General features: G+C 72.7%; 17 protein-coding genes. 14 read left to right on the top strand and 3 right to left on the bottom strand.

Features of this window, described 5'->3' with window-relative positions; all coding sequences use genetic code 11:
* Positions 1 to 47 precede the first annotated feature (47 nt).
* Positions 48 to 584, top strand: a complete 537-nt coding sequence (locus RT054_RS11975; RefSeq protein WP_312720062.1) for an SRPBCC domain-containing protein — start codon at positions 48 to 50, stop codon at positions 582 to 584.
* Between the two features lie 73 nt (positions 585 to 657).
* Here RT054_RS11975 and RT054_RS11970 read toward each other — a convergent pair whose 3' ends face one another.
* The gene (locus RT054_RS11970) at positions 658 to 2,727 is read right to left on the bottom strand and encodes a M3 family metallopeptidase (RefSeq protein ID WP_313023798.1); all 2,070 of its coding nucleotides are present in this window, start codon (positions 2,725 to 2,727) and stop codon (positions 658 to 660) included.
* 235 nt (positions 2,728 to 2,962) lie between these two features.
* Between RT054_RS11970 and RT054_RS11965 the strand changes: the two genes are divergently transcribed.
* From RT054_RS11965 to RT054_RS11940, 6 genes are all read left to right on the top strand, one after another.
* Positions 2,963 to 3,424, top strand: a complete 462-nt coding sequence (locus RT054_RS11965; protein ID WP_312720058.1) for a MarR family transcriptional regulator — start codon at positions 2,963 to 2,965, stop codon at positions 3,422 to 3,424.
* Complete coding sequence (locus RT054_RS11960; protein ID WP_312720057.1) at positions 3,421 to 3,843, top strand: organic hydroperoxide resistance protein; 423 nt, start codon at positions 3,421 to 3,423, stop codon at positions 3,841 to 3,843. The genes RT054_RS11965 and RT054_RS11960 overlap by 4 nt, the downstream gene beginning before the upstream one ends.
* Complete coding sequence (locus RT054_RS11955) at positions 3,843 to 4,352, top strand: glutathione peroxidase (RefSeq protein ID WP_313023794.1); 510 nt, start codon at positions 3,843 to 3,845, stop codon at positions 4,350 to 4,352. The genes RT054_RS11960 and RT054_RS11955 overlap by 1 nt, the downstream gene beginning before the upstream one ends.
* Positions 4,349 to 5,251 (top strand): patatin-like phospholipase family protein, encoded by a 903-nt coding sequence (locus RT054_RS11950; RefSeq protein ID WP_312720054.1) that lies wholly within the window; start codon positions 4,349 to 4,351, stop codon positions 5,249 to 5,251. Before RT054_RS11955 ends, RT054_RS11950 begins: the two co-directional genes overlap by 4 nt.
* 32 nt (positions 5,252 to 5,283) lie before the next feature.
* Positions 5,284 to 6,222, top strand: coding sequence for a patatin-like phospholipase family protein (locus tag RT054_RS11945; RefSeq protein WP_313023790.1), 939 nt, complete (start codon positions 5,284 to 5,286; stop codon positions 6,220 to 6,222).
* A 286-nt stretch (positions 6,223 to 6,508) separates the two neighbouring features.
* Positions 6,509 to 7,753 carry a glycosyltransferase gene (locus tag RT054_RS11940; RefSeq protein WP_313023788.1) on the top strand — a complete coding sequence of 415 codons (1,245 nt, stop codon included), beginning with the start codon at positions 6,509 to 6,511 and terminating at the stop codon, positions 7,751 to 7,753.
* 36 nt (positions 7,754 to 7,789) lie between these two features.
* On the opposite strand, the gene fdhF is transcribed toward RT054_RS11940, so the two are convergent.
* Together fdhF and RT054_RS11930 are read right to left on the bottom strand one after the other, a co-directional pair.
* Entirely contained in the window at positions 7,790 to 10,579 is a 2,790-nt protein-coding gene (gene fdhF, locus RT054_RS11935) for a formate dehydrogenase subunit alpha (RefSeq protein WP_313023785.1), read from the bottom strand.
* Position 10,580: 1 nt separating this feature from the next.
* Positions 10,581 to 12,377: an NAD(P)-binding protein gene (locus tag RT054_RS11930; protein WP_313023783.1), complete on the bottom strand. Its 1,797-nt coding sequence runs from the start codon at positions 12,375 to 12,377 to the stop codon at positions 10,581 to 10,583.
* Positions 12,378 to 12,900: 523 nt separating this feature from the next.
* On the opposite strand from RT054_RS11930, the gene RT054_RS11925 reads away from it, so the two are divergent.
* Genes RT054_RS11925 through RT054_RS11895 form a run of 7 tightly spaced genes read left to right on the top strand, consistent with a single transcriptional unit; the run spans position 12,901 to position 20,205 of the window.
* Positions 12,901 to 14,601 carry a nitrite/sulfite reductase gene (locus tag RT054_RS11925; RefSeq protein WP_313023781.1) on the top strand — a complete coding sequence of 567 codons (1,701 nt, stop codon included), beginning with the start codon at positions 12,901 to 12,903 and terminating at the stop codon, positions 14,599 to 14,601.
* Positions 14,598 to 15,389 (top strand): phosphoadenylyl-sulfate reductase, encoded by a 792-nt coding sequence (locus RT054_RS11920; protein ID WP_313023778.1) that lies wholly within the window; start codon positions 14,598 to 14,600, stop codon positions 15,387 to 15,389. Before RT054_RS11925 ends, RT054_RS11920 begins: the two co-directional genes overlap by 4 nt.
* Positions 15,386 to 16,321 carry a sulfate adenylyltransferase subunit CysD gene (cysD, locus tag RT054_RS11915; protein ID WP_312720043.1) on the top strand — a complete coding sequence of 312 codons (936 nt, stop codon included), beginning with the start codon at positions 15,386 to 15,388 and terminating at the stop codon, positions 16,319 to 16,321. The genes RT054_RS11920 and cysD overlap by 4 nt, the downstream gene beginning before the upstream one ends.
* On the top strand, positions 16,321 to 17,745 hold the full coding sequence (locus RT054_RS11910) for a GTP-binding protein (protein ID WP_313023774.1): 1,425 nt from the start codon (positions 16,321 to 16,323) through the stop codon (positions 17,743 to 17,745). Before cysD ends, RT054_RS11910 begins: the two co-directional genes overlap by 1 nt.
* Entirely contained in the window at positions 17,742 to 18,614 is an 873-nt protein-coding gene (locus RT054_RS11905; protein ID WP_313023772.1) for an NAD(P)-dependent oxidoreductase, read from the top strand. The genes RT054_RS11910 and RT054_RS11905 overlap by 4 nt, the downstream gene beginning before the upstream one ends.
* Positions 18,611 to 19,516: a sulfite exporter TauE/SafE family protein gene (locus RT054_RS11900; RefSeq protein ID WP_312720037.1), complete on the top strand. Its 906-nt coding sequence runs from the start codon at positions 18,611 to 18,613 to the stop codon at positions 19,514 to 19,516. Before RT054_RS11905 ends, RT054_RS11900 begins: the two co-directional genes overlap by 4 nt.
* A complete protein-coding gene (locus RT054_RS11895) occupies positions 19,513 to 20,205 on the top strand; it encodes a CbiX/SirB N-terminal domain-containing protein (protein WP_312720035.1) in 693 nt (230 codons plus the stop codon). Before RT054_RS11900 ends, RT054_RS11895 begins: the two co-directional genes overlap by 4 nt.
* Positions 20,206 to 20,403 lie beyond the last annotated feature (198 nt).

The following is a 20,403-nucleotide window of genomic DNA, read 5'->3' as shown; positions in this document are numbered from 1 at the left end:
GTGCATCGAGGTCGACGCCCCGCCTTTCGACAGCACAGGAGGATGCGGTGAAGCTCAGGCACGTCCACGAGGTCCAGGCGCCCGTGGCGGAGATGTACGAGGCCTTCACCGACGTCAGGCGCGTCGGTCGCGCGTTCCCCGGGGCGGAGATCACCTCGGTCGACGGTGACGACTTCACCGGGCTCCTCACGACGAGGATCGGCCCGTTCACCCTCACCTACGACGGCCGCGGCCGGATGACCGAGGCCGACCGCGAGGCCTACGTCGCCGCCCTCGAGGCCAGGGGCGGCGAGCGTCGGGGATTCGGTCGGGCGTCGATCGCGCCGCGGGTCCACCTCACGGCCCTCGGGGAGGACCGCACCCGGGTGGAGCTGGTGACGCGCCTGGAGGTCATGGGCGCGCCCGTCGATCTCGGCGGGGGAATCGCGCAGCGCGTGTCCGAGCCCCTCGTCGAACGGTTCGTTCGCACCCTCGCGGGCGAACCGGGGTCGCACGAGGAGGACTCCCTCGATGTCGCGGGCAGCATCGTCGCCGGGCTCATCGCCCCCGCCGGGCGCTCACTGGGCCGGTGGCTGCACCGCTGACCCGCCACGACGATGAGACCGCCCCACCGAGCGCACGGCGCGCGGTGGGGCGGTCTCGCTGTGAGGAGTGCGGTCAGTCGGTGAGGCCGAATCGGGCGAGGAGGTGGCTCACCTGGGGGTCGGCACCGCGGAAGCGGCGGTAGGTCCGGGTCGACTCGACCGACCCGCCCTTGGCGAGGAGGTCGCGGCGGAAGCGCTCCCCGGCCTCGCGGGTCATGCCGCCGGGGGAGTCGGGAGTGCCGTGCTCGCGGAACCACGCGACGGTGTCGGCGTCCATCACCTCCGACCACAGGTAGGAGTAGTACCCCGCCGCGTAGCCGCCACCGAAGATGTGGCTGAAGTACGTCGACCGGTAGCGCGGGGGGATGAGCGGGAAGGACACCCCGGCGCGGTCGAGGGCGTCGGCCTCGAACTGCTCGACGTCGTCGGGCCCCTCGGGGAGGTCCTCGGGGCGGGCCTGGTGCCAGGCCTGGTCGAGGATCATCGCCTCGAGCAGCTCGAGGGTGTCGTAGGCGGGGTTGGTGCGGCCGGCGACGAGGGCGTCGACCCAGGCGTCGGGAATCGGCTCACCGGTCTCGTGGTGGACGGCGAACCGTCGGATGAGCGCGGGTTCGAACGCCCAGATCTCGTTGACCTGGCTGGGGAACTCGACGAAGTCGCGCGGCACGGAGGTGCCGGAGCGCGAGGGGTACCGGACGTCGGAGAGCAGGCCGTGGAGGTCGTGCCCGAACTCGTGGAACAGGGTGATGACGTTGTCCCACGTCATGAGGCTCGGGCTGCCCGGGGCCGGCGGAGGCACGTTGCACGTGTTCGTGACGACGGGCGCGGTGTCGAAGAGCTGGGACTGCTCGACGATCGACGTCATCCAGGCGCCCCCTCGCTTGGTCGGGCGCGTGTAGGGGTCGAGGACGACCGCGCCGAGCGTGGTGCCGTCCTCCTCGGCCACCTCGTAGACACGTGCCTGGGGCGTGTAGCCGACGAGGTCGGGGCGCTCGGTGAAGGTGAGGCCGTACATCGCGGTCGCGGCGGCGAACACGCCCTCGGTGAGGACGCGCCCGAACTCGAGGTACGGCTTGAGCTTCTCGGGGTCGATGCCGGCCTCGCCTGCGCCCTGTGACGCGAGGTACTGCCAGTCCCACGGCTCGAGAATGGCGTCGGGATCGACGTCGGCGAGGCGCCGGCGCAGTGCGTCGGCCTCCCGCCCGGCGAGCTCGACGATGCCCGGGGCGAGGCTTGCGAGCAGCTCGTCGACGGCCGGGGTGGACCCGGCGCAGGTGTCCTCGTGGGCGTATGCGGCGTGGTGGTCGTACCCGAGGAGGGCGGCCCGCTCGGCCCGCAACCGGGCGATGCGCAGGAGGGTGGGCCGGGTGTCGAACTCCCCACCGAGCCCGCGCCCGATCGAGGCGCGGAAGATCGTCTCGCGCAGCGAGCGGTTCGCGAGGGTGTCGAGGACGGGCTGACCGGTCGTGTTGACGATCGGGATCACCCACCCGTCCTTGCCTTCGGCACGGGCGTTCTCGGCGAGGGCCTCGACGTCGTCCTCGGTGAGCCCGTCGAGATCGCTGCGCTCGGTCACGTGGACGTCGGCGGCGTTGCGCCCGGCGACGAGAAGGCGGTCGAACTCGTTTTCGGCGGAGGCGAGGGCGGTGTTGAGCTCCCGGAGACGGGCCTGGGCGTCCGTGGAGAGCGCGACCCCCGCCCTCTCGTGGGCGCGGAGGCGCTGGGTGAGGAGCCACTCGTCCTGTTCGTCGAGCGTGACCTCGCCGGCGTCGGCGCGCTCGCGAAGCGCCCGGAGTCGGGCGTGGAGGTCGGCGTCGAGGGTGATCGCGTCGGAGTGCTGGGCGAGCAGCGGGGCGACCTCCTCGGCGATCGCGTCGCGCTCGGGGGAGGTGTCGGCGGACCGGGCGACCCAGAACGCGTTCGACGCCCGCGTGAGTGTCGCGTCGCTCGCCTCCCAGGCGTGCAGGACGTTCTCGACGGTCGGCGGTTCGGGGTCGTGGGCGATCTCCCGCAGCGCGGCGAGCTGCTCGGCCATCCCCACCTCGAGCGCCTCGCGGTAGTCCGCGTCGGTGAGAGAGGCGTAGTCGGGGAGGGCGAAGGGCAGCCTCGAGGGCTGAAGGAGCGAGTTGGTCATGTCCTCCATGACACCACTCCGTCTCGTCGGACATGGCGCCTCTCGAGGAATGTCGACGCACCGCGCCTTCGCGGGCTCCCGCCGGCGGGCGGGGAGGCACTCTCCGCGCGCTGGTGCCACTCTCGGCGGGAGGAGGGCGCGGACGTGACACCACGTGGCCGGTCGGCACCTCGTCTCCAGCACCGCACCGATCAAGACCGGCCGATCCCTTGCGCGCAATTAAGTTGTGTGCAATTATTCAGGGGTGGAGCCGGACATCACCCTCGAGAACCAGTTGTGCTTCGCGCTCTACGCCGCCGCGCGGGCCTCGCAGGGCGCCTACCGCCCCGTGCTCGCCGAACTCGACCTCACCTACCCGCAGTGGCTCGTCCTGCTCGCCCTGTGGGAGGAGGACGGACTGTCGGTCGGTGCCCTCGGCACCCGGCTGCACCTCGACAGCGGCACGTTGTCGCCGTTGCTGCGGCGCATGGAGTCGCGTGGCGTCATCACGCGGCGCCGGGCCGAGTCCGACGCCCGCACGGTCACCGTCCACCTGTCACCGGAGGGCCGCGAGTTGCGTGCCCGCGCCGGTGACGTCCAGCGATGCCTCGTCCCCCTCGTCGACCTCTCGGCCGAGGAGGCGGGCACGCTCCGCGACCTGGCGCATCGCCTCGTCGCGTCCACCGAACGTCGGACCCTCACGGGTCGGAACGGAGAATCGGAATGAACGTCGTCTACACCGCAGAGTCCCTCGCCACCGGCGCCGGCCGCAACGGTCACGTGCGCAGCACCGACGGGCGCATCGACCTCGACCTCGCCATCCCGCGCGAGATGGGCGGCAACGGCGAGGGCGCCAACCCCGAGCAGCTCTTCGCCGCCGGTTACGCCGCGTGCTTCCACTCCGCCCTGCAGATGGTCGCCCGCGAGGCCAAGGCCAAGCTCGGCGACTCCAGCGTCGGCGCCAAGGTCGGCATCGGCCAGATCGAGGGTGGCGGGTTCGGCCTCGAGGTCGCTCTCGAGGTCGTCGTCCCCGAGCTGCCCCACGACGAGGCCCAGCAGCTCGCCGACCGTGCCCACCAGGTCTGCCCCTACAGCAACGCCACGCGGGGGAACGTCGAGGTCACGGTCACCGTCGTCGACGACTGATGACCACCCTCCACGACTTCCACGCCACCACGCTGACCGGTGAGGACCGCGACCTCGCCGACTACGCGGGCAAGGCCGTGCTCGTCGTCAACACCGCGAGCCGGTGCGGCCTCACCCCGCAGTACGAGGGCCTGCAGGCGTTGTACGACGCGTACGCGGGCCGTGGCCTGGAGATCCTCGGGTTCCCGTGCGACCAGTTCGCCCACCAGGAGCCCGGGTCGGCCGCGGAGATCGGCGAGTTCTGCACCCGCACCTACGGTGTGACGTTCCCGATGTTCGCGAAGGTCGACGTCAACGGCGCCGACGCCCACCCCTTGTGGGCCTGGCTCAAGCGTGAGCGGGGCGGGGTGCTCGGCGGCGCGATCAAGTGGAACTTCACCAAGTTCCTCCTCGACCCGAGCGGCGCCGTCGTGCGGCGCTACGCTCCGACCGTCGCACCGGCCACGTTGGCCGACGACATCGAACGTGTCCTTCCCACCGAAGGCGCCCCCCCGAAGGAGACCGCATGACCGACACCGCCGCCCACCCGTCCCGCGCCCTCGTGCTCGGTGGGGGTGGTGTCGCCGGGATCGCCTGGGAGTCCGGACTGCTCATCGGCCTCATGGAGGCCGGTGTGGACCTGGCGGCGGCCGACCTCGTCGTCGGCACGTCCGCCGGGTCCTCCGTGGGGGTCATGTTGCGTGCCGGACGTCTCACGCCCGAGCACCTCCAGGAGGCCCTCGCCGCCCCCGAGGAGGCGGTGGAGCACGGCGCGGGTGGCGCCCTCCCGCAGACGGAGGGGTCGCAGTCGTACGAGTCGCTCGCGTTCCACGAGGCGATGGCCGCCGCGACCCGCGGCGTCGCCGGCCACGAGGCCGTCCGCGCGCATCTCGGTGCGTGGGCCCGCTCGGCCACCGTCGACCTGGACGAGTCGACGTGGGTCGGGCAGATCGCGGCCCGCCTCCCGGCGGACTGGCCGCAGGGGCGTCTCGCGATCACGGCCGTCGATGCGGTCGACGGGTCCTTCCGTGCCTTCGGCGCCGAGGACGGCGTCGACCTTCCGCGCGCCGTCGCGGCGAGCTGCACCTTGCCGACGGTCTTCCCGCTCGTGACGATCGACGGCCGCCCGTACATGGACGGCGGGATGCGCTCGGCGACGAACGCCGACGTCGCCGCCGGTCACGACCGTGTCTTCGTCGTCGCCTGTTCCCCGGAGGGCGACTCGAGCAAGTTCGGGCTCGTCCTCGACGAGGCCGTCGTCCGATTGCAGGCCGAGGGCTCGGAGGTGATCGTCGTCGAGGCCGACGCGGCGAGTCGTCGTGCCTTCGGCCCCAACGTCCTCGATCCCGACTCCGCGGAGCCCTCGTTCTTCGCCGGGCTCGCCCAGGCGCAGGCGGTGGCCGACAGCATCACGGAGTTCTGGGGCTGACCGCTCCACCCGCCGACCTCCCAGGAGGACCCATGACCACCACCCCGTCCCGCGCCCTCGTCCTCGGTGGGGGTGGCGTCGCCGGAATCGCTTGGGAGAGCGGCCTGCTCGCCGGGCTCCTCCAGGCGGGCATCGACCTCGACGCGGCGGACCTCGTCGTCGGCACCTCCGCGGGGTCCAGCGTCGCGGTCTCGCTCCGTGACGGTCGGCTCACCCCCGAGCGGCTCGCGGAGCGGTTCGCCGCGACGTCCCCAGCTGCCGCCGCCCGGCCCGCCCACCTCGCCGAGGGCGGGGCCGCCACCGCCGACGGTGCGCCCGGCCGTGCGACTCCCGCGCAGGAAGTCCTCGAGTTCGACGGCATCGCGTTCTTCGAGGCGATGCGGGAGGCGGCCCGCGGCGGCGGCTCCGAGCAGGAGGTCCGAGCCCGCATCGGCGAGTGGGCCCGCCGGACTCCCGTGAGTACCCCGCTCGAGGCGTGGCTCACCCGCATCGGGGCACGCCTGCCGAAGGAGTGGCCGCAGGGTCGGCTCGCCGTCACGGCCGTGGACGCCGAGGACGGCGCACTGCGCACCTTCGGGGCCGAGGACGGCGTCGACCTCGTCCATGCGGTCGCGGCGAGCTGCACCGTCCCCAGTGTGTTCCCGCTCGTCCCCATCGAGGGCCGCCTCTACATGGACGGCGGCATGCGCTCGACGACGAACGCCGACGTCGCCGCGGGACATGATCGCGTGCTCGTCGTCTCCTGTGCCCCCGAGGGGCCTGCGGCGCCGCACGGGCCCGTGCTCGACGTGGCTGCGGCGGATCTTCGCGACCGGGGCTCACAGGTCCTCGTCGTCCAGGCCGACGAGGCGAGCCTGCGTGCGTTCGGCACCAACGTGCTCGACCCGGCCACCTCCGAGCCGTCGTTCCGCGCCGGGTTCGCCCAGGCGCAGGCGGTGGGCGAGCGCGTCCGGAGTTTCTGGGCAGGCTGAGGGGGGTCGACCTCTCACCACCCGCGCCGTGCGGGGTGGATCTGCGCCGCTGCCGTCCCCGGTCGAGGGCACGGCCCCGGGCGTCTGAGCCGGGCCGGCACGTGGCCGCCGCCACCCGGACGAGCAGGCGTCTTCACCCGCCGTGTCGCTCCTGCCGTCACGCGCCGACGCCGACTCACCCCGAGGCCGGTCTCTCGCCGAGAGTCGTGGTGCGGCGGGATTCCCGAGCCGTCAGACTGCCCGTGGACGGCGGCCACACACTGCCGCCACGAGAAGGGGAGTCGTCGTGCGGGTGGTCATCGCCGGGTCGGGATCCGAGGGTGACACCCGACCGTTCCTCGCCCTCGCGGCGGGCATGGCCGCGCGGGGGCATGGGGCGGCGGTCTGCCTCGACCGCAGCGGCGCCGAGTCCGCCGCCCACCTCGGCCTTCCCTACCGCGAACTCGACGCCGACTTCCGCGCCCACCTCAGCGGCGGACGGGCCGAGGAGGCTCTCGCGCGCGCAACCCGCGACGGCGGGCTCGCGGGACTCGCGTTCTTCGGCGACATCGCCCGCGCCCACACCGAGCGGTGGGTGGCAACCATCGAGGCGGCGATCGAGGAGCACCGGCCCGACGTCGTCGTCGGCAGTGGTCTCACCGTGTGGGCCGCGCAGACCGCCGCCGAGGGCCACGGCGTGCGGTTCGCGGCGGCAGCCGCCTTCCCCCTCGCGCCGACCCGGGCGTTTCCCTCACTCGTCACGCCGGGGGTTCCGCCCGCCCGGCTCAACCTCCTCACCCACCACGTCGCCACCGGGATGATGTCGGCGGTCTGGTGGCGTCCCGTCGCCCGGGCCCGCCGCCGGCGTGGTCTGGGGCGGTTCCGTGCGGTGTGGAACGACGTGCCGGTGCTCTTCGGGTACTCCCCGGCGCTCCTGCCGACGCCCGCGGACTGGCGGTCCAACGTCGCCGTCTGCGGCGACTGGCATCTCGACGACCCCGAATGGGCACCGCCGCCGGACCTGGCCGCGTTCCTCGAGGCGGGAGAGCCGCCGGTGTACGTCGGATTCGGGAGCATGGCCGGCACCGCGTCGCTGCTGCGCGCCGTCGTCGACGGGCTCGCCGGGCGTCGCGTCGTCGTCCACCCGGGGTGGGGCGACGTCGATCCGAGGGAGTGGGGTCTCGACGCCTCGCGTGTCCACGTCATCGGGCCGACACCGCACACGTGGCTGCTTCCCCGCTGCGCCGCGGCGGTCCATCACTGCGGGGCGGGCACGACGCACGCGGTCGCGCGGGCCGGCATCCCGTCGATCCCCGTCCCGTTCGCCGCGGACCAGCCCTTCTGGGCGCGTCGGCTCGCCGAGCTCGGCATCGCGTGCAGGCCGCTCGACCGACGACACGTCACGAGCGACGACATCCGCGCCGCCGCAACGGTGATCGACGACGAGCGCGTCCGGGACCGAGCCCGGATCGTGGCTGCGAGGATGGCGCGGGAAGACTCCGTCGGCGCCGCCGTCCACCACCTCGCCACCTGGTCGACCCCGGCGCGGTGAGCGGCGACCCGCCCCACTCGAGCGGTGGTCTTGGGGTCAGGGGGCTGTGGGCTCGACGGTCACCGCGCAGACCTTGTACTCCGGGATGCGGGCGTACTGGTCGAGGGCGGCGTTGGTGAGTTCGTTGACGGCGCCGTCGGCGAAGTGGAATGGCATCCACGTCTCGCCGGGAGAGACACGGGTGCCGATGCGGGCGGTGGTCTCGATGCGGCCACGGCGGGAGGCGACGGCCACGCGATCACCGTCGGCGACACCCATCCGGTGGGCGTCGTCGGCGTTGAGCTCGATGTAGGACGACCCGCTGATCTCCGCGAGACCGGGGGCGCGCATCGTCATTGTCGCGTTGTTGTAGTGGTAGAGCATCCGACCCGTCATGAGGATGAAGGGGTACTCGGCGTCGGGGACCTCCGCCGACGGGCGGTACGGCGCCGGGAAGAACCGCCCGAGGCCCCGCGTGAACCGGCCGATGTGGAGGATCGGCGTGCCCGGGTGGTCCGGGGTCGGGCAGGGCCACTGCAGGCTCTCGCCGCGCTCGAGGCGCTCGTGGGAGATGCCGCCGAAGCTCGGTGTCACCGAGGCGATCTCGTCCATGATGTCGGCGGGCGTGAGGGTCGGTTGCGGGTACCCCATGCGGCGCATGAGATCGGCGAGGACCTCGGTCTCGGGGCGCATCCCCGGCTCGGGGACCACGGCCTGCCGCACCATCTGCACGCGCCGTTCGGTGTTGGTGAACGTGCCGGTCTTCTCTGCGAAGCTCAACCCCGGGAGGACGACGTCGGCGTGCCTCGCCGTGTCGGTCATGAACAGCTCGATGATCGCGAAGAACTCGAGGTTCTCCATCGCCCGGATGATGTGCGCGGTGTCGGGGTCGGTGCGCACGGGGTCCTCGCCGTAGCTGAACAGCCCCTTCATCTCACCGCGGGCCGCCATCGCGAGGACGTCGGTCGCCATGATCCCCGGCTCGTGGTCGAGCTCGACACCCCACGCCTGCTCGAACTTCTCGACGACGCCGTCGGCGGCGACCTTCTGGTAGCCGGGGAAGTCGCCGGGCTGGGCGCCCATGTCGCACCCGCCCTGGACGTTGTTCTGGCCGCGCAACGGGTTGATGCCACATCCCGGACGGCCGAGCTTGCCTGTCGCCATCGCGAGGTTCGACAGGCTCATCACGCCCTCGGTGCCCGAGGAGTGCTCGGTGACGCCGAGACAGTAGATGATCGGCGCGCGCTCCGCTCCGGCGTACAAGCGCGCGGCCTCGCGGAGCATGTCGGGGTCGATGTGGCAGATCTCCCCGACGCGTTCGGGGGTGTAGTCGGCGACGAGTGCCTTCATCGCCTCGAACCCCTCGGTGCGCTGCGCGATGAACGCGTGGTCGACGAGGTCCTCCTCGATCATCACGTGGAGCATGCCGTTGGCGAACGCGACGTTCGTGCCCGGACGCACCCGGAGGTGCAGGTCGGCGTCGGCGCACAGGTCGATCTCGCGCGGGTCGACGACGATGAGACGCGTGCCGCGCTGCACGGCCTGTCGGATCTGCATGCCGACGACGGGGTGCGCCTCCTCGGGGTTGGACCCGACGAGCAGGATGGCGTCGACGTCGCCGGTGATGTCGGCGACGGGGTTCGTCATCGCGCCGGACCCCAGCGTCATCGCGAGCCCCGCCACCGACGCCGAGTGACACATCCGCGCACAGTTGTCGACGTTGTTCGTGCGTAGGCACGTGCGGACGAACTTCTGCGTGAGGTAGATGTCCTCGTTCGGCGACCGGCTGCAGGCGAACCCGGCGAGCGAGTTCGGCCCGTAGGTGTCGCGCAGACGGGTGAACTCTCGCGCGATGAGGTCGAGGGCCTCCTCCCAGCTCGCCTCCTCGAACTCACCCGTGTCGTGGTTCTTGATGAGCGGGGTGCGGATCCGGTCGGGGGAGTGGACGAAGTCGATCGAGCCCGAGCGTCCCTTCGCGCAGAGAAGTCCGTGGTTGACCGGGCCGTCGCCACCGACGGCGTCGACGATGCGGTTGTCCTTGACGCGCAGGTCGATCTGGCAGCCGGTGCCGCAGTGCGGGCACGTCGTCGACACCGTCTCGACCTCGCGGATCCGGTAGGTGTGTCGCCGCAGGTCGGTGATCGCCGCGGTCGGGCACGCCTGGACGCAGTTGCCGCACGACTCGCACAGCGTCGTGCGCCAGCCCTCGTGGAACGGGGCGTCGATGATCGTGTGGCGGCCCTCCTTGAAGGTGCCGATCGCGTGGCGCCCGACGACGTCGGCGCACATCGAGACGCAGCGCTCGCACGTGACGCAGAGCGTCGGGTCGAACCGGAGGAACGGGTGCCCCTCGAGCAGCGTGCGGTTGCGGTCGACCCGACCCTTGCGCCCGAGCGAGGAGTCCGCGGGCACGCCGTACTCCTCGCCCAGATCCTGCAGCTCGCAGTCCCCGGCCTTGACGCAGTCGAAGCAGTGCTCGCGGTGATTGTCCATGAGCAGCGAGAGCAGGCCCGTGCGGGTCGCCCGGATGCGCGGGTTCGTCGTCGTCACGCGCATGCCGGGTTCGACGACCGCGGTGCAGGCGGTGACGAGCTCGTCGCGTCCCTCGACCTCGACGACGCAGAGCCGGCACGAGCCGGTCTGGTTGACGCCGTCGAGCCAGCACAGGGTGGGGATGCGCCGCCCGTTCGCGCGGGCCGCGGCGAGGATCGTGGTCCCGCCCGGCACCTGGACCTCGCGACCGTCGATGAGGAGGTCGACCGTGCTCGGGGTCGGCGCGGCCGCGGCGCCCGCGAGGACGTGCTCTCCGTTCGTCGCCGCGACCAGCGGCGGAATCGTCGTCGTCATGTCAGGACCGTCCTCCCACGAGTGCTCCGCTGCCGTAGTGGTCACACCGCAGACAGCGGGAGACCTCCTGGCCGGCCTCCTGGGCCGTCATGCGCTCGCCCACATAGTCGAAATCGGTGCGTCGGAGGTCGGGTTCGCGCAGCGGCGCCTCGACCCGGCCGGTGGGCACGCGGTTGTTCGGGCCCGGGTGCGGCACCTCGATCCCGAAGTCGATCGTGTGGTGGTAGCCGAGCTCCTCGTCGATCGCGTACGCGGCGACCTTGCCCGCGGCGATCGCCTCGATGACCGTCGACGGACCGCTGACGCAGTCGCCGCCGGAGTACACGTGGGGGAGGACGCGGCCGGTGTCGTCGGCGACGAGGCGGGTCCGGTCGAGTGGAAGTGCGGACTCCGCGAAGTGGGTGCTCTCGATCCCTTGGCCGACGGCGATGAGGACGACGTCGGCCGGGAGGCGCACGGCCGGCTTGTCGGCGGGAACGGGGGTGGGCCGACCGGCGTGGTCGTGCGGCCCCGGCATCTGGGGCTGCACCCACAGCGCGGCGACGGCCCCGCGATCGTCCTTCTCGATGTGCGTCGGGGCGAACAACGCCGAGAGCCGCGCCCCCTCGCGCACCGCACCCACGATCTCGTGCGGCAGGGCCGTCATGTCCTCGCGCCGCCGCCGGTAGACGACGTGGACGTGCTCAGCGCCGCAGCGGATCGCCGTGCGCGTCGCATCCATGGCGACGTTGCCGCCGCCGATGACGACGACCCGCTTGCCGCGGAAGTCCGGCCGGTCGTCCTCGGCCAGTCCGTGGAGGACGTCGACCGCCGACATCACGCCCTCGGCGTCACCGCCCTCGATGTCGAGGGTGAGGCCCGCCTGCGCCCCGATGGCGACGTAGACGGAGTCGTACTCCTCCCGCAGGTCCTGCAGCGAGGTTCCCCGCCCGATGCGCACTCCGCAGCGGATCTCGATCGTGCCGAGCGCGAGGATCCCCGCGATGTCGGAGTCCAGACGGTGCTTGGGGAACCGGTAGCCGGGGATGCCGTACCGAAGCATCCCGCCGGGCTTCTCGTTCGCCTCGAAGATCACGACCTCGTGGCCCATGAGGGCGAGGAACCAGGCGGCGGTGAGGCCGCTCGGTCCGCTGCCCACGACGGCGATCCGCCGCCCAGTGGCGGGGCCGCGTGTCGGGACGGGTACCTCGTCGCCGGGCGCGTGGTCGACGGCGTACTCCTTGAGCCCGCGGATGTTGATCGGTTCGTCGATGAGGCGGCGACGGCAGTGCATCTCGCAGGGGTGCTCGCAGACGAGCGCGCACGCCGAGGGCAGCGGGTTGTTCTCGCGGATGAGGTTGATCGCCGCGGCGTGATCGCCCTTCTCGATGAGCGCGATGTAACCGGGCACGTCGGTGTGGGCCGGGCAGAGGCTCACGCAGGGCACGACCGGACGACGGTCGGTGAGACACCTGGTGTCGTGGACATGACTGTCGAACTCGCGCTCGAACGTCGTCATCGCGCCGAGCAGCACCGTTGCCGGCTGGTAGCCGATCGCGCAGTCGGAGGTGTCGCGAACGAGCTCGGCGAGGGCCCGCATCTCCTGGAGGCGCCGTTCCCGATCGGCGGGCTCCCCGTCGCCGTCGAGGAGCGACTGCAACATCCCCTCGAGCTGGGGGAGCCCGTCGCGACAGGGGACGCACTTGCCGCACGACTGCGTCTTCGCGTTGTGGAGCATCGTCAGCTCCATGGCGAGTGGACAGGTGCCCACCGGGTAGGCGTCCAGGGTGCGCCGGAACGTCTGCAGATGAGGCTCCATGGCTGCGTCGGTGCGATGTTCGTGCAGTAGTGGTGTCATCCGAGCGCCTCGCCTCCGGGTCGCAGCCATCTGGTCGTGGCTGACGAACGGCCCGCCCATCAGGACATCACCGGTGGTCGGCCGCTCGCAGGACCAAGGGCCTGTGGGCGTCGGGCCCCACGGGGAGGCGCGGAGAGATGCTCGACACATCACGTCAATTTGTTTTCCAACCGATAACGCCGCATGATGTTTGTCATGCGCTTCCCGGACCACCGCCTCACGCGGCCCCAGGCACCGGCTCCTCGGCTCCACCGCCGAATGCCGATGTGCTGCTGTCGCCGCTGACCCCGGTCCTCCGGCCCAGTCGCGCGTGAACGGCCCTTCGCGCCCACCCCTGCGCGAGGCCCCTGCACCCGAGGCCGACGTCCTCGCCCACCCGCGCCCCGTATCGCCGTGTCCCCCGGCGCCCTGCGCACCTCGACGCCCCGCGTCGGGGTGTCCCGCGCCGACGCCTCCACGTCCCCGTCCTCGAAGGTCTGGTCTCATGTCGATCGACACTCCCGCACGCGTCCGCCCGTCCCGCTCCGGCAAGCCCCAGGGGCAGTGGGCGGTCGACGGCCGCGCGCCGCTCAACCACAACGAGGAGTTCAAGGCCGCCGACAACGGCCTCAACGTGCGCGAGCGCATCGAGACGGTCTACGCACGAGAGGGCTTCGACTCCATCGCCGACGACGACCTCCATGGCCGTTTTCGCTGGTGGGGGCTCTACACGCAGCGCAAGCCCGGGATCGACGGCGGCCGCACGGCCCAGCTCGAGCCCAGTGAGCTCGAGGACCGTTACTTCATGCTGCGGGTGCGCATCGACGGTGGTGCGCTCACGACTCGTCAGCTGCGCGTCGTCGGCGAGCTCTCGGCCGAGTTCGCCCGTGACACCGCCGACCTCACCGACCGGCAGAACGTCCAGTACCACTGGGTGCGCGTCGAGGACGTCCCCGAGATCTGGCGGCGCCTCGAGGAGGTCGACCTGTCGACGACGGAGGCCTGCGGCGACACCCCGCGCGTCATCCTCGGGTCCCCGGTCGCGGGCATCGCCGCCGACGAGCTCATCGACCCCACCCCGGCGATCGAGGAGATCCGGCAGCGGTTCATCGGCGACCCCGAGCTCGCGAACCTGCCGCGCAAGTTCAAGACCGCGATCACGGGGCACCCCTCGCTCGACGTCGTCCACGAGATCAACGACGTCGCCTTCGTCGGCGTGAGGCACCCCGAGCTCGGTATCGGGTACGACCTCTGGGTCGGCGGGGGCCTGTCCACCGCACCGCGACTCGGGGAACGGCTCGGTGTGTTCGTCGCCCCCGACGAGGTGGCCGAGGTGTGGTACGCCGTCGCCTCGATCTTCCGCGACTACGGGTTCCGGCGCCTGCGTCACAAGGCCCGCATGAAGTTCCTCCTCGCCGATTGGGGCGCGGAGCGGATGCGTGAGGTCCTCGAGCAGGAGTACCTGCACCGCCGACTGCCCGACGGCCCGGCGCCCGCGGTCGCGACGACCCCCGGCGACCACGTCGGCGTCCACGAGCAGAAGGACGGACGCCGCTACGTGGGGTTCGCCCCCACGGTCGGACGCCTCAGCGGCACCGCCCTCACGCGTCTCGCCGACCTCGCGGAGGCCGCGGGGTCCGCCCGGGTCCGCCTCACCCCGCACCAGAAGGTCGTCGTCCTCGACGTCGACCCGGAGCGGGTCGAGGACCTGCTCGCCGGTGCCGCCGACCTCGGCCTCACGGCGCGGCCCTCGCCCTTCCGCCGGTCGACGATCGCGTGCACGGGCATCGAGTTCTGCAAGCTCGCGATCGTCGAGACGAAGGCGACGGCGGCCCAGGCCATCGCGGAGCTGGAGCGCCGGCTCGCCGATGTCGAGCCCGAGCTCGGCCGGCCGATCACGCTGCACATCAACGGGTGCCCCAACAGTTGCGCCCGCATCCAGACCGCCGACATCGGCCTCAAGGGCCAGATGATCGACGACGGCGGCGCCTCGGTGCCGGGCTTCCAGGTGCACCTCGGGGGCGGACTCGCCTCCGAGGGCCGCGAGGAGGCCGGGCTCGGCCGCACCGTCCGCGGTCTCAAGGTGACCGCCGAGAGCCTGCCCGACTACGTCGAGCGCATCGTGCGCCGCTACGTCACCACCCGCACCCCCGACGAGACCTTCTCCGCGTGGGTCCGTCGCAGCGACGACGAGGAGCTCCGATGACGACCACCCTCACCCCCGGCCCCACGACCGAGGCCCCGGAGGACCGGGAGCGCCGACTCCGCGCCCTCGCCGAGGAGGGCGCGCGGCGGTTCGCGCCGCTCGAGGCCGACCTCACCCCGGCGACCCTCGCCGATGCCGTGAGCGCGTGGGCCGCCGAGACGTTCGGCGCCCGGCTCGCGGTCGCGTGCTCGATGGCCGACGCCGTCCTGCCCCACGTCGTCTCCGAGCGGGCACCGGGTGTCGACGTCCTGTTCCTCGAGACCGGCTACCACTTCGCCGAGACGATCGACACGCGCCACCGGGTGGCCGACGCGCTCGACGTCACCGTCATCGACGTGCAGGCGCCCCGGTCCGTCGCACAGCAGGACGCCGAGTTCGGGCCGCGCCTGCACGACCTCGACCCCGGCGCCTGTTGCGCGATGCGCAAAGTCGAACCCCTCCGCGAGGCGCTCACGGGGTACGACGCGTGGGTGACCGGCGTCCGTCGGGAGGAGGGCCCGACCCGCGCCGACACCCCCCTGGTCACCTACGACGAGGCGTTCGGACTCGTCAAGATCAACCCGCTCGTCACGTGGAGCTTCGACGACCTCCTCGCGCATTCCGAGCGCAACCTCCTGCCCGTCAACCCGTTGCTCTCCCAGGGCTACCCGAGCATCGGCTGCGCACCGTGCACCCGCCGCGTCGCCCCGGGGGAGGACCCCCGCGCCGGCCGCTGGGCCGGCTTCGCCAAGACCGAGTGCGGACTCCACCCCGCCGCCACCGCACACCCCCTCGAGGAGACACGATGACCGCCGTCGCGACCCCGGCCGCCGATTCGTCGGCGACGCCCTCGCCGGACCTGCTCGACCTGCTGGAGAGCGAATCGGTCCACATCATCCGCGAGGCCGTCGCGGAGCTCGAGCGACCTGCGCTCCTGTTCTCCGGCGGTAAGGACTCCGTCGTCATGCTCCACCTCGCCGCGCTCGCCTTCTGGCCGGGTCGGGTGCCCTTCCCCGTCGTCCACGTCGACACCGGGCACAACTTCCCCGAGGTCATCGAGTTCCGTGACGCGACCGTCGAGAAGTTCGGGATCGAACTCGTCGTCGCCTCCGTGCAGGACTACATCGACGACGGACGCCTCGCCGAGCGCCCCGACGGCACCCGCAACCCCCTCCAGACCGTGCCGCTCCTCGACATCGTCGAGGCCCGCCGGTTCGACGGGCTCTTCGGCGGTGGCCGACGGGACGAGGACAAGGCCCGCGCGAAGGAGCGGGTCGTGAGCCTGCGCGACACCTTCGGGCGGTGGGACCCCAAGAACCAGCGCCCCGAACTCTGGCGGCTGTACAACACGCGGCACGCGCCCGGCGAGCACGTGCGGGTGTTCCCGCTGTCGAACTGGACCGAGCTCGACGTCTGGCGCTACATCGCCCGTGAGGGCATCGAGCTGCCGAGCCTTTACTACGCCCACGAGCGGGAGGTCTTCGAGCGGGACGGAATGCTCCTCACGCCCGGTGCCCACGTCGTCCCCCGGGCCGGTGAGGTCGTGCGGACCGCCTCGGTGCGCTACCGCACCGTCGGTGACGCGACGTGCACCGGCGCGGTCGAGTCCGACGCACGCGACGTCGAGGACGTCGTCGCCGAGGTCGCCGCCGCGACGATCACCGAGCGCGGCGCGACCCGCGCCGACGACCGCCTCTCCGAGGCCGCCATGGAGGACCGCAAGAAGGAGGGCTACTTCTGATGAGCGCCGTGACCACGCCCTTGGAAGCCCCCCACGACCTGCTCGGAGAAGCCGTGACCATCCTCGACGGACAGTCCTCGAATCACGTTGCCACACAGGTGCCGTCCGCGACCGGAGGGTTGCTTCGCCTCGCGACTGCCGGGTCGGTCGACGACGGGAAGTCCACCCTCGTCGGGCGGCTGCTCCACGACACGAAGTCGGTGCTCGCCGACCAGCTCGCCGCGGCCCACGTCGAGAGCCGCCGGCGCGGGTGGACCGGTGAACTCGCCGACCTCGCGCTGCTCACCGACGGCCTGCGAGCGGAGCGGGAACAGGGCATCACGATCGACGTCGCCTATCGCTACTTCGCGACCCCGGCACGCTCGTTCGTCCTCGCCGACTGCCCCGGGCACGTGCAGTACACCCGCAACACCGTCACCGGCGCCTCGGGCGCGGATGCCGTCGTCGTCCTCGTCGACGCCCGCAACGGGGTCGTCGAGCAGACGCGACGTCACCTCGCGGTCCTCGGTCTGTTGCGGGTGCCCCACGTCGTCGTCGCCCTCAACAAGATCGACCTCGTCGCCGACGCCCACGCCGTGCACGACGAGGTGTCCGCGCAGCTCACCGATCTCGCGCCGCGGCTCGGGCTCTCCGGGCTCACGGTCGTGCCGGTCTCGGCGCTGCACGGCGACAACGTCGTCGACCGCTCGAGCCGGACCCCGTGGTACTCCGGGCCGACACTGCTCGATCTCCTCGAGACGCTCCCCGCGGCGGAGGAGCGTGCCGCTGGATTCCGGTTCCCCGTGCAGACCGTCATCCGTCCCCAGCACGGCGCCGTCGACCCCGCCTACGTCGACTACCGCGGCTACGCGGGGCACGTCGCCTCGGGTGCCGTCTCCGTCGGCGACGAGGTCGTCGTCCTCCCCTCGGGGATCCGGACGACCGTCGAGGGCATCGACGTCTCCGGTCGCTCCGTCGAGCGTGCCGAGGCCCCCCTGTCCGGGACGCTGCGTCTCACCGACCAGGTCGACGTGTCCCGCGGCGATCTCCTCTCGTCCGCCGCCGACGCGCCGAGCGTGCAGACCCGGATCGAGGGCGTCGTGTGCTGGCTCGCGACCTCTCCGCTGCGGCCGGGGTCGCGCGTGCTCGTCAAGCACGGCACGCGCACCGTGCCCGCACGCGTCGGAGCACTCGGGGATCGCCTCGACGTCGAGACCCTCGAGGTCGAGCCCGCGACGGAGGCGACGCTCAACGACCTCGTCCGGGTCGACCTCACCCTCGCCGAGCCTCTCCCGATCGAGCCCTACGGCGAATCGCGTTCGGCCGGCTCGTTCCTCGTCATCGACCCGGCGAGCGGCGCGACGCTCGCCGCCGGGTTCGTCGGCGCCGGGTTCGACGGAGCGCGGGCCGCCTCGGAGGCGGGCGAGTCCGAGGCGGCGGCATGAGCGCCGCTCCGTTCCTGCTCGGGCTCTCGCTCGCCGGTCGGCGCGTCGTCGCCGTCGGCGGCGGTCCCGTCACCGCCCGCCGGGTCGCCGACCTGTCTGCGGCGGGGGCGCACGTCCACCTCATCGCCCCGACGATCACGCCGGAGATCGCTGCGCTCGTCGTCTCGTCCGGGCCCGCGGTGGAGACGTCGACGACAGCCTCCACAGAGCCGTCTGGGTCACCGGCGGTGCGGTCGGTGTCGGGCGAGGCGCAGGCGGACCCCGCGACCGGGCGACCGTGGCTCAAGGCCGTCGGCGACGCCACCGGACACGCGACCGGCGCCGGCACCACCGGACACGCGACCAGCGTCGGCACCACCGGCCGGGAGACCCACGGGCCGGGGGCCGAGCGTGGTGGGGTGGGACATGCCGCCCCGGGGGACGGCGCCACCGCCACCATGCCCGGTCGCGTCTCGTGGGAGCCCCGCGCCTACGCGGGGGAGGCGGACCTCGAGGGTGCCTGGCTCGTCCACGTCGCCACCGGTGATCCGGGCGTCGACGCCCGGGTGACCGCCGACGCCGAGCGGTCCCGCGTCTTCTGCGTCGCCGCGGGTGAGGCCGGTCTGGGGACCGCCCGCGTGCCGGCGCGTGCCGTCGTCGACACGGAGTCGGGCCCCATCTCGCTCGCCGTGCACGCGGCCGACGACCCGCGGCGCGCCGTCGCCGTGCGCGGCGCCGCGCAGGACCACCTCGCCGTCTGCGCCGCCACCCATCTCACCTCGGGCGCGGTCGACCTCCGGGCTCGCCGCCGCCCGGTCCCTGGGCGCGTCACCGCCCGCGAGGCGCGTCCCCTCCGCTCCTCCCCGCCGTCGAAGGAGGCCGTCGCATGATCGACCACCTTCTGTCGTTCGTCGCCGGTATCGGTGCCCAACTCGTGGACGGCTCCCTCGGCATGGGCTACGGGATCACCGCCACCACACTGCTGCTCGCCTCGGGCCTCACCCCGGCCCTCGCGTCGGCCTGCAGCAACATCGCCCAGCTCGGCACGACGCTGAGCTCCGGCATCAGCCACCACCGCGTCGGCAACGTCGACACCCGGATCGTCCGCCGCCTGTCGGTGACCGGCGGCATCGGCGCCTTCGTCGGCGCGACCCTCCTCTCGGGCCTGTCGACCGCCGCCGCGAAGCCGGTGATGGCGACGTTGCTCTGCCTTCTCGGCGCGGGTGTCATCCTGCGGTTCGCCATCCGGCGACCGGGGGCCGCGACGACGGGGTCGCCGAGGGCGATGCGCCGTCGGTTCCTCGCGCCGCTCGGCCTCGTCGGCGGGTTCGTCACCGCGACGGGCGGCGGCGGGTGGGGTCCGGTCGTCACCTCGACGCTCCTCTCGACGGCGCCGGTGCCGCCGCGCACGGTCATCGGGTCGGTCTCGGCGTCGGAGTTCGTCGTCACCGTCTGCGCGAGCATCGGGTTCTTCACCGGTCTCGGTCTCGCGGGACTGCCGTGGGCGACGATCGTCGCGCTCGGGCTCGGCGGGGTCGTCGCGGCACCGGTCGCGGCACGTCTCGCCGGCAAGCTCCCACCGCAGGTCCTCGGCGTCGTCGTCGGTGGCCTCATCATCACGCTCAACCTCGGGGCCGTCCTCAGCTGGATGGGCGTGGACGCGGGAGCCGCCGTGCACGTCCGCCTCCTCGCGCTCGCCGGCGTGGTCGCCGTCGTCGCGACGACCGTGCGCCGCCACCAGCGTGCGGTGAAACTCGAGGACGAGGCGAACGTGGAGGCTCTCGTCGCATGACCCGACCGTTGGTCCTCGCCGCCCACGGCACCGTCGATCCCGCAGGCCGCGCCGTCACCGTCGAGGTGGCGGCGCGGTCCGCTGAGCGTCTGGGAGTGAGGGCCGAGGTCGCCTACGTCGACGTCTGCGGTCCCGAACTCCTCGACGTGCTCGGCCGGTATGCGGACGATCCCGGGCGCGGCGAGGCGCCCGTCGTCGTCCCGTTCTTCCTGGCCGCGGGCTACCACGTGCGTCACGACGTCCCGACCGCCGTCCGCTCGGCCCTGCCGGCGGCGCTCGTGACGCCGTGGTTGGGGGACGCGCCTGAGGTGCTCGACGCCCTCGCCGGGCGGGTGGCCGAAGTCGCTGCCGCCCCGGACGGGGTCGTCCTCGCCGCCGCGGGCTCCTCCGACGCCGACGCGCGCGGCGAGGTCGAGGGCGTCGCCGCCGCGCTCACCGTGCGACTCGGGGTGCCGGTCTCCGCGGCGTTCCTCTCGGGGCCGGGGACGAGGCCGATCGAGGCGGTGGCCGCCCTGCGTGACCGCGGCGCCGCCGACATCGTCCTCGCCGCGCACCTCCTCGCCCCCGGCGTGTTCCTCCGGCGCCTCGCCTCGACCGCGGCCGACCTCAGCGTCGCCGCCACCGGCGCGATCGGTGCTCACGACGCCATCGTCTCCCTCGTCGCCCGCCGCCACCGCGAGGCGATCTGACGGTCCACCGAGAGGCGGGCACGATCGCAGCCGGCAATGCGGCGAGGTGGCTGTCATCACGACCGCGTCGCTGCATCGTTGCCTGCGATTTCGACTCGGGAGGCGGAGGCGCGCGGCCGGGCACCGCATCGGGCAGAGTGGGCACACCATCGCGCCCCCGCCCGGGGCCGGACGACCCGATGGGTGAGCAGCCTCGTA

Source organism: Mobilicoccus sp. (assembly GCF_032060985.1).
In the GTDB taxonomy this organism is placed as follows: domain Bacteria; phylum Actinomycetota; class Actinomycetes; order Actinomycetales; family Dermatophilaceae; genus Mobilicoccus.
The sequence above is the reverse complement of the archived record's forward strand: the minus strand, read 5'-3'. Positions and strand labels throughout refer to the sequence as shown.

Excerpts from the sequence above, each read along its gene's own strand:
- RT054_RS11950 (WP_312720054.1), top strand. The coding sequence starts at position 4,349 with ATGACCGACACCGCCGCCCACCCGTCCCGCGCCCTCGTGCTCGGTGGG.
- RT054_RS11925 (WP_313023781.1), top strand. The coding sequence starts at position 12,901 with ATGTCGATCGACACTCCCGCACGCGTCCGCCCGTCCCGCTCCGGCAAG.
- RT054_RS11960 (WP_312720057.1), top strand. The coding sequence starts at position 3,421 with ATGAACGTCGTCTACACCGCAGAGTCCCTCGCCACCGGCGCCGGCCGC.
- RT054_RS11895 (WP_312720035.1), top strand. The coding sequence starts at position 19,513 with ATGACCCGACCGTTGGTCCTCGCCGCCCACGGCACCGTCGATCCCGCA.
- RT054_RS11910 (WP_313023774.1), top strand. The coding sequence starts at position 16,321 with ATGAGCGCCGTGACCACGCCCTTGGAAGCCCCCCACGACCTGCTCGGA.
- RT054_RS11930 (WP_313023783.1), bottom strand. The coding sequence starts at position 12,377 with ATGGAGCCTCATCTGCAGACGTTCCGGCGCACCCTGGACGCCTACCCG.
- RT054_RS11970 (WP_313023798.1), bottom strand. The coding sequence starts at position 2,727 with ATGGAGGACATGACCAACTCGCTCCTTCAGCCCTCGAGGCTGCCCTTC.
- RT054_RS11945 (WP_313023790.1), top strand. The coding sequence starts at position 5,284 with ATGACCACCACCCCGTCCCGCGCCCTCGTCCTCGGTGGGGGTGGCGTC.
- RT054_RS11905 (WP_313023772.1), top strand. The coding sequence starts at position 17,742 with ATGAGCGCCGCTCCGTTCCTGCTCGGGCTCTCGCTCGCCGGTCGGCGC.
- cysD (WP_312720043.1), top strand. The coding sequence starts at position 15,386 with ATGACCGCCGTCGCGACCCCGGCCGCCGATTCGTCGGCGACGCCCTCG.
- fdhF (WP_313023785.1), bottom strand. The coding sequence starts at position 10,579 with ATGACGACGACGATTCCGCCGCTGGTCGCGGCGACGAACGGAGAGCAC.
- RT054_RS11900 (WP_312720037.1), top strand. The coding sequence starts at position 18,611 with ATGATCGACCACCTTCTGTCGTTCGTCGCCGGTATCGGTGCCCAACTC.
- RT054_RS11955 (WP_313023794.1), top strand. The coding sequence starts at position 3,843 with ATGACCACCCTCCACGACTTCCACGCCACCACGCTGACCGGTGAGGAC.
- RT054_RS11920 (WP_313023778.1), top strand. The coding sequence starts at position 14,598 with ATGACGACCACCCTCACCCCCGGCCCCACGACCGAGGCCCCGGAGGAC.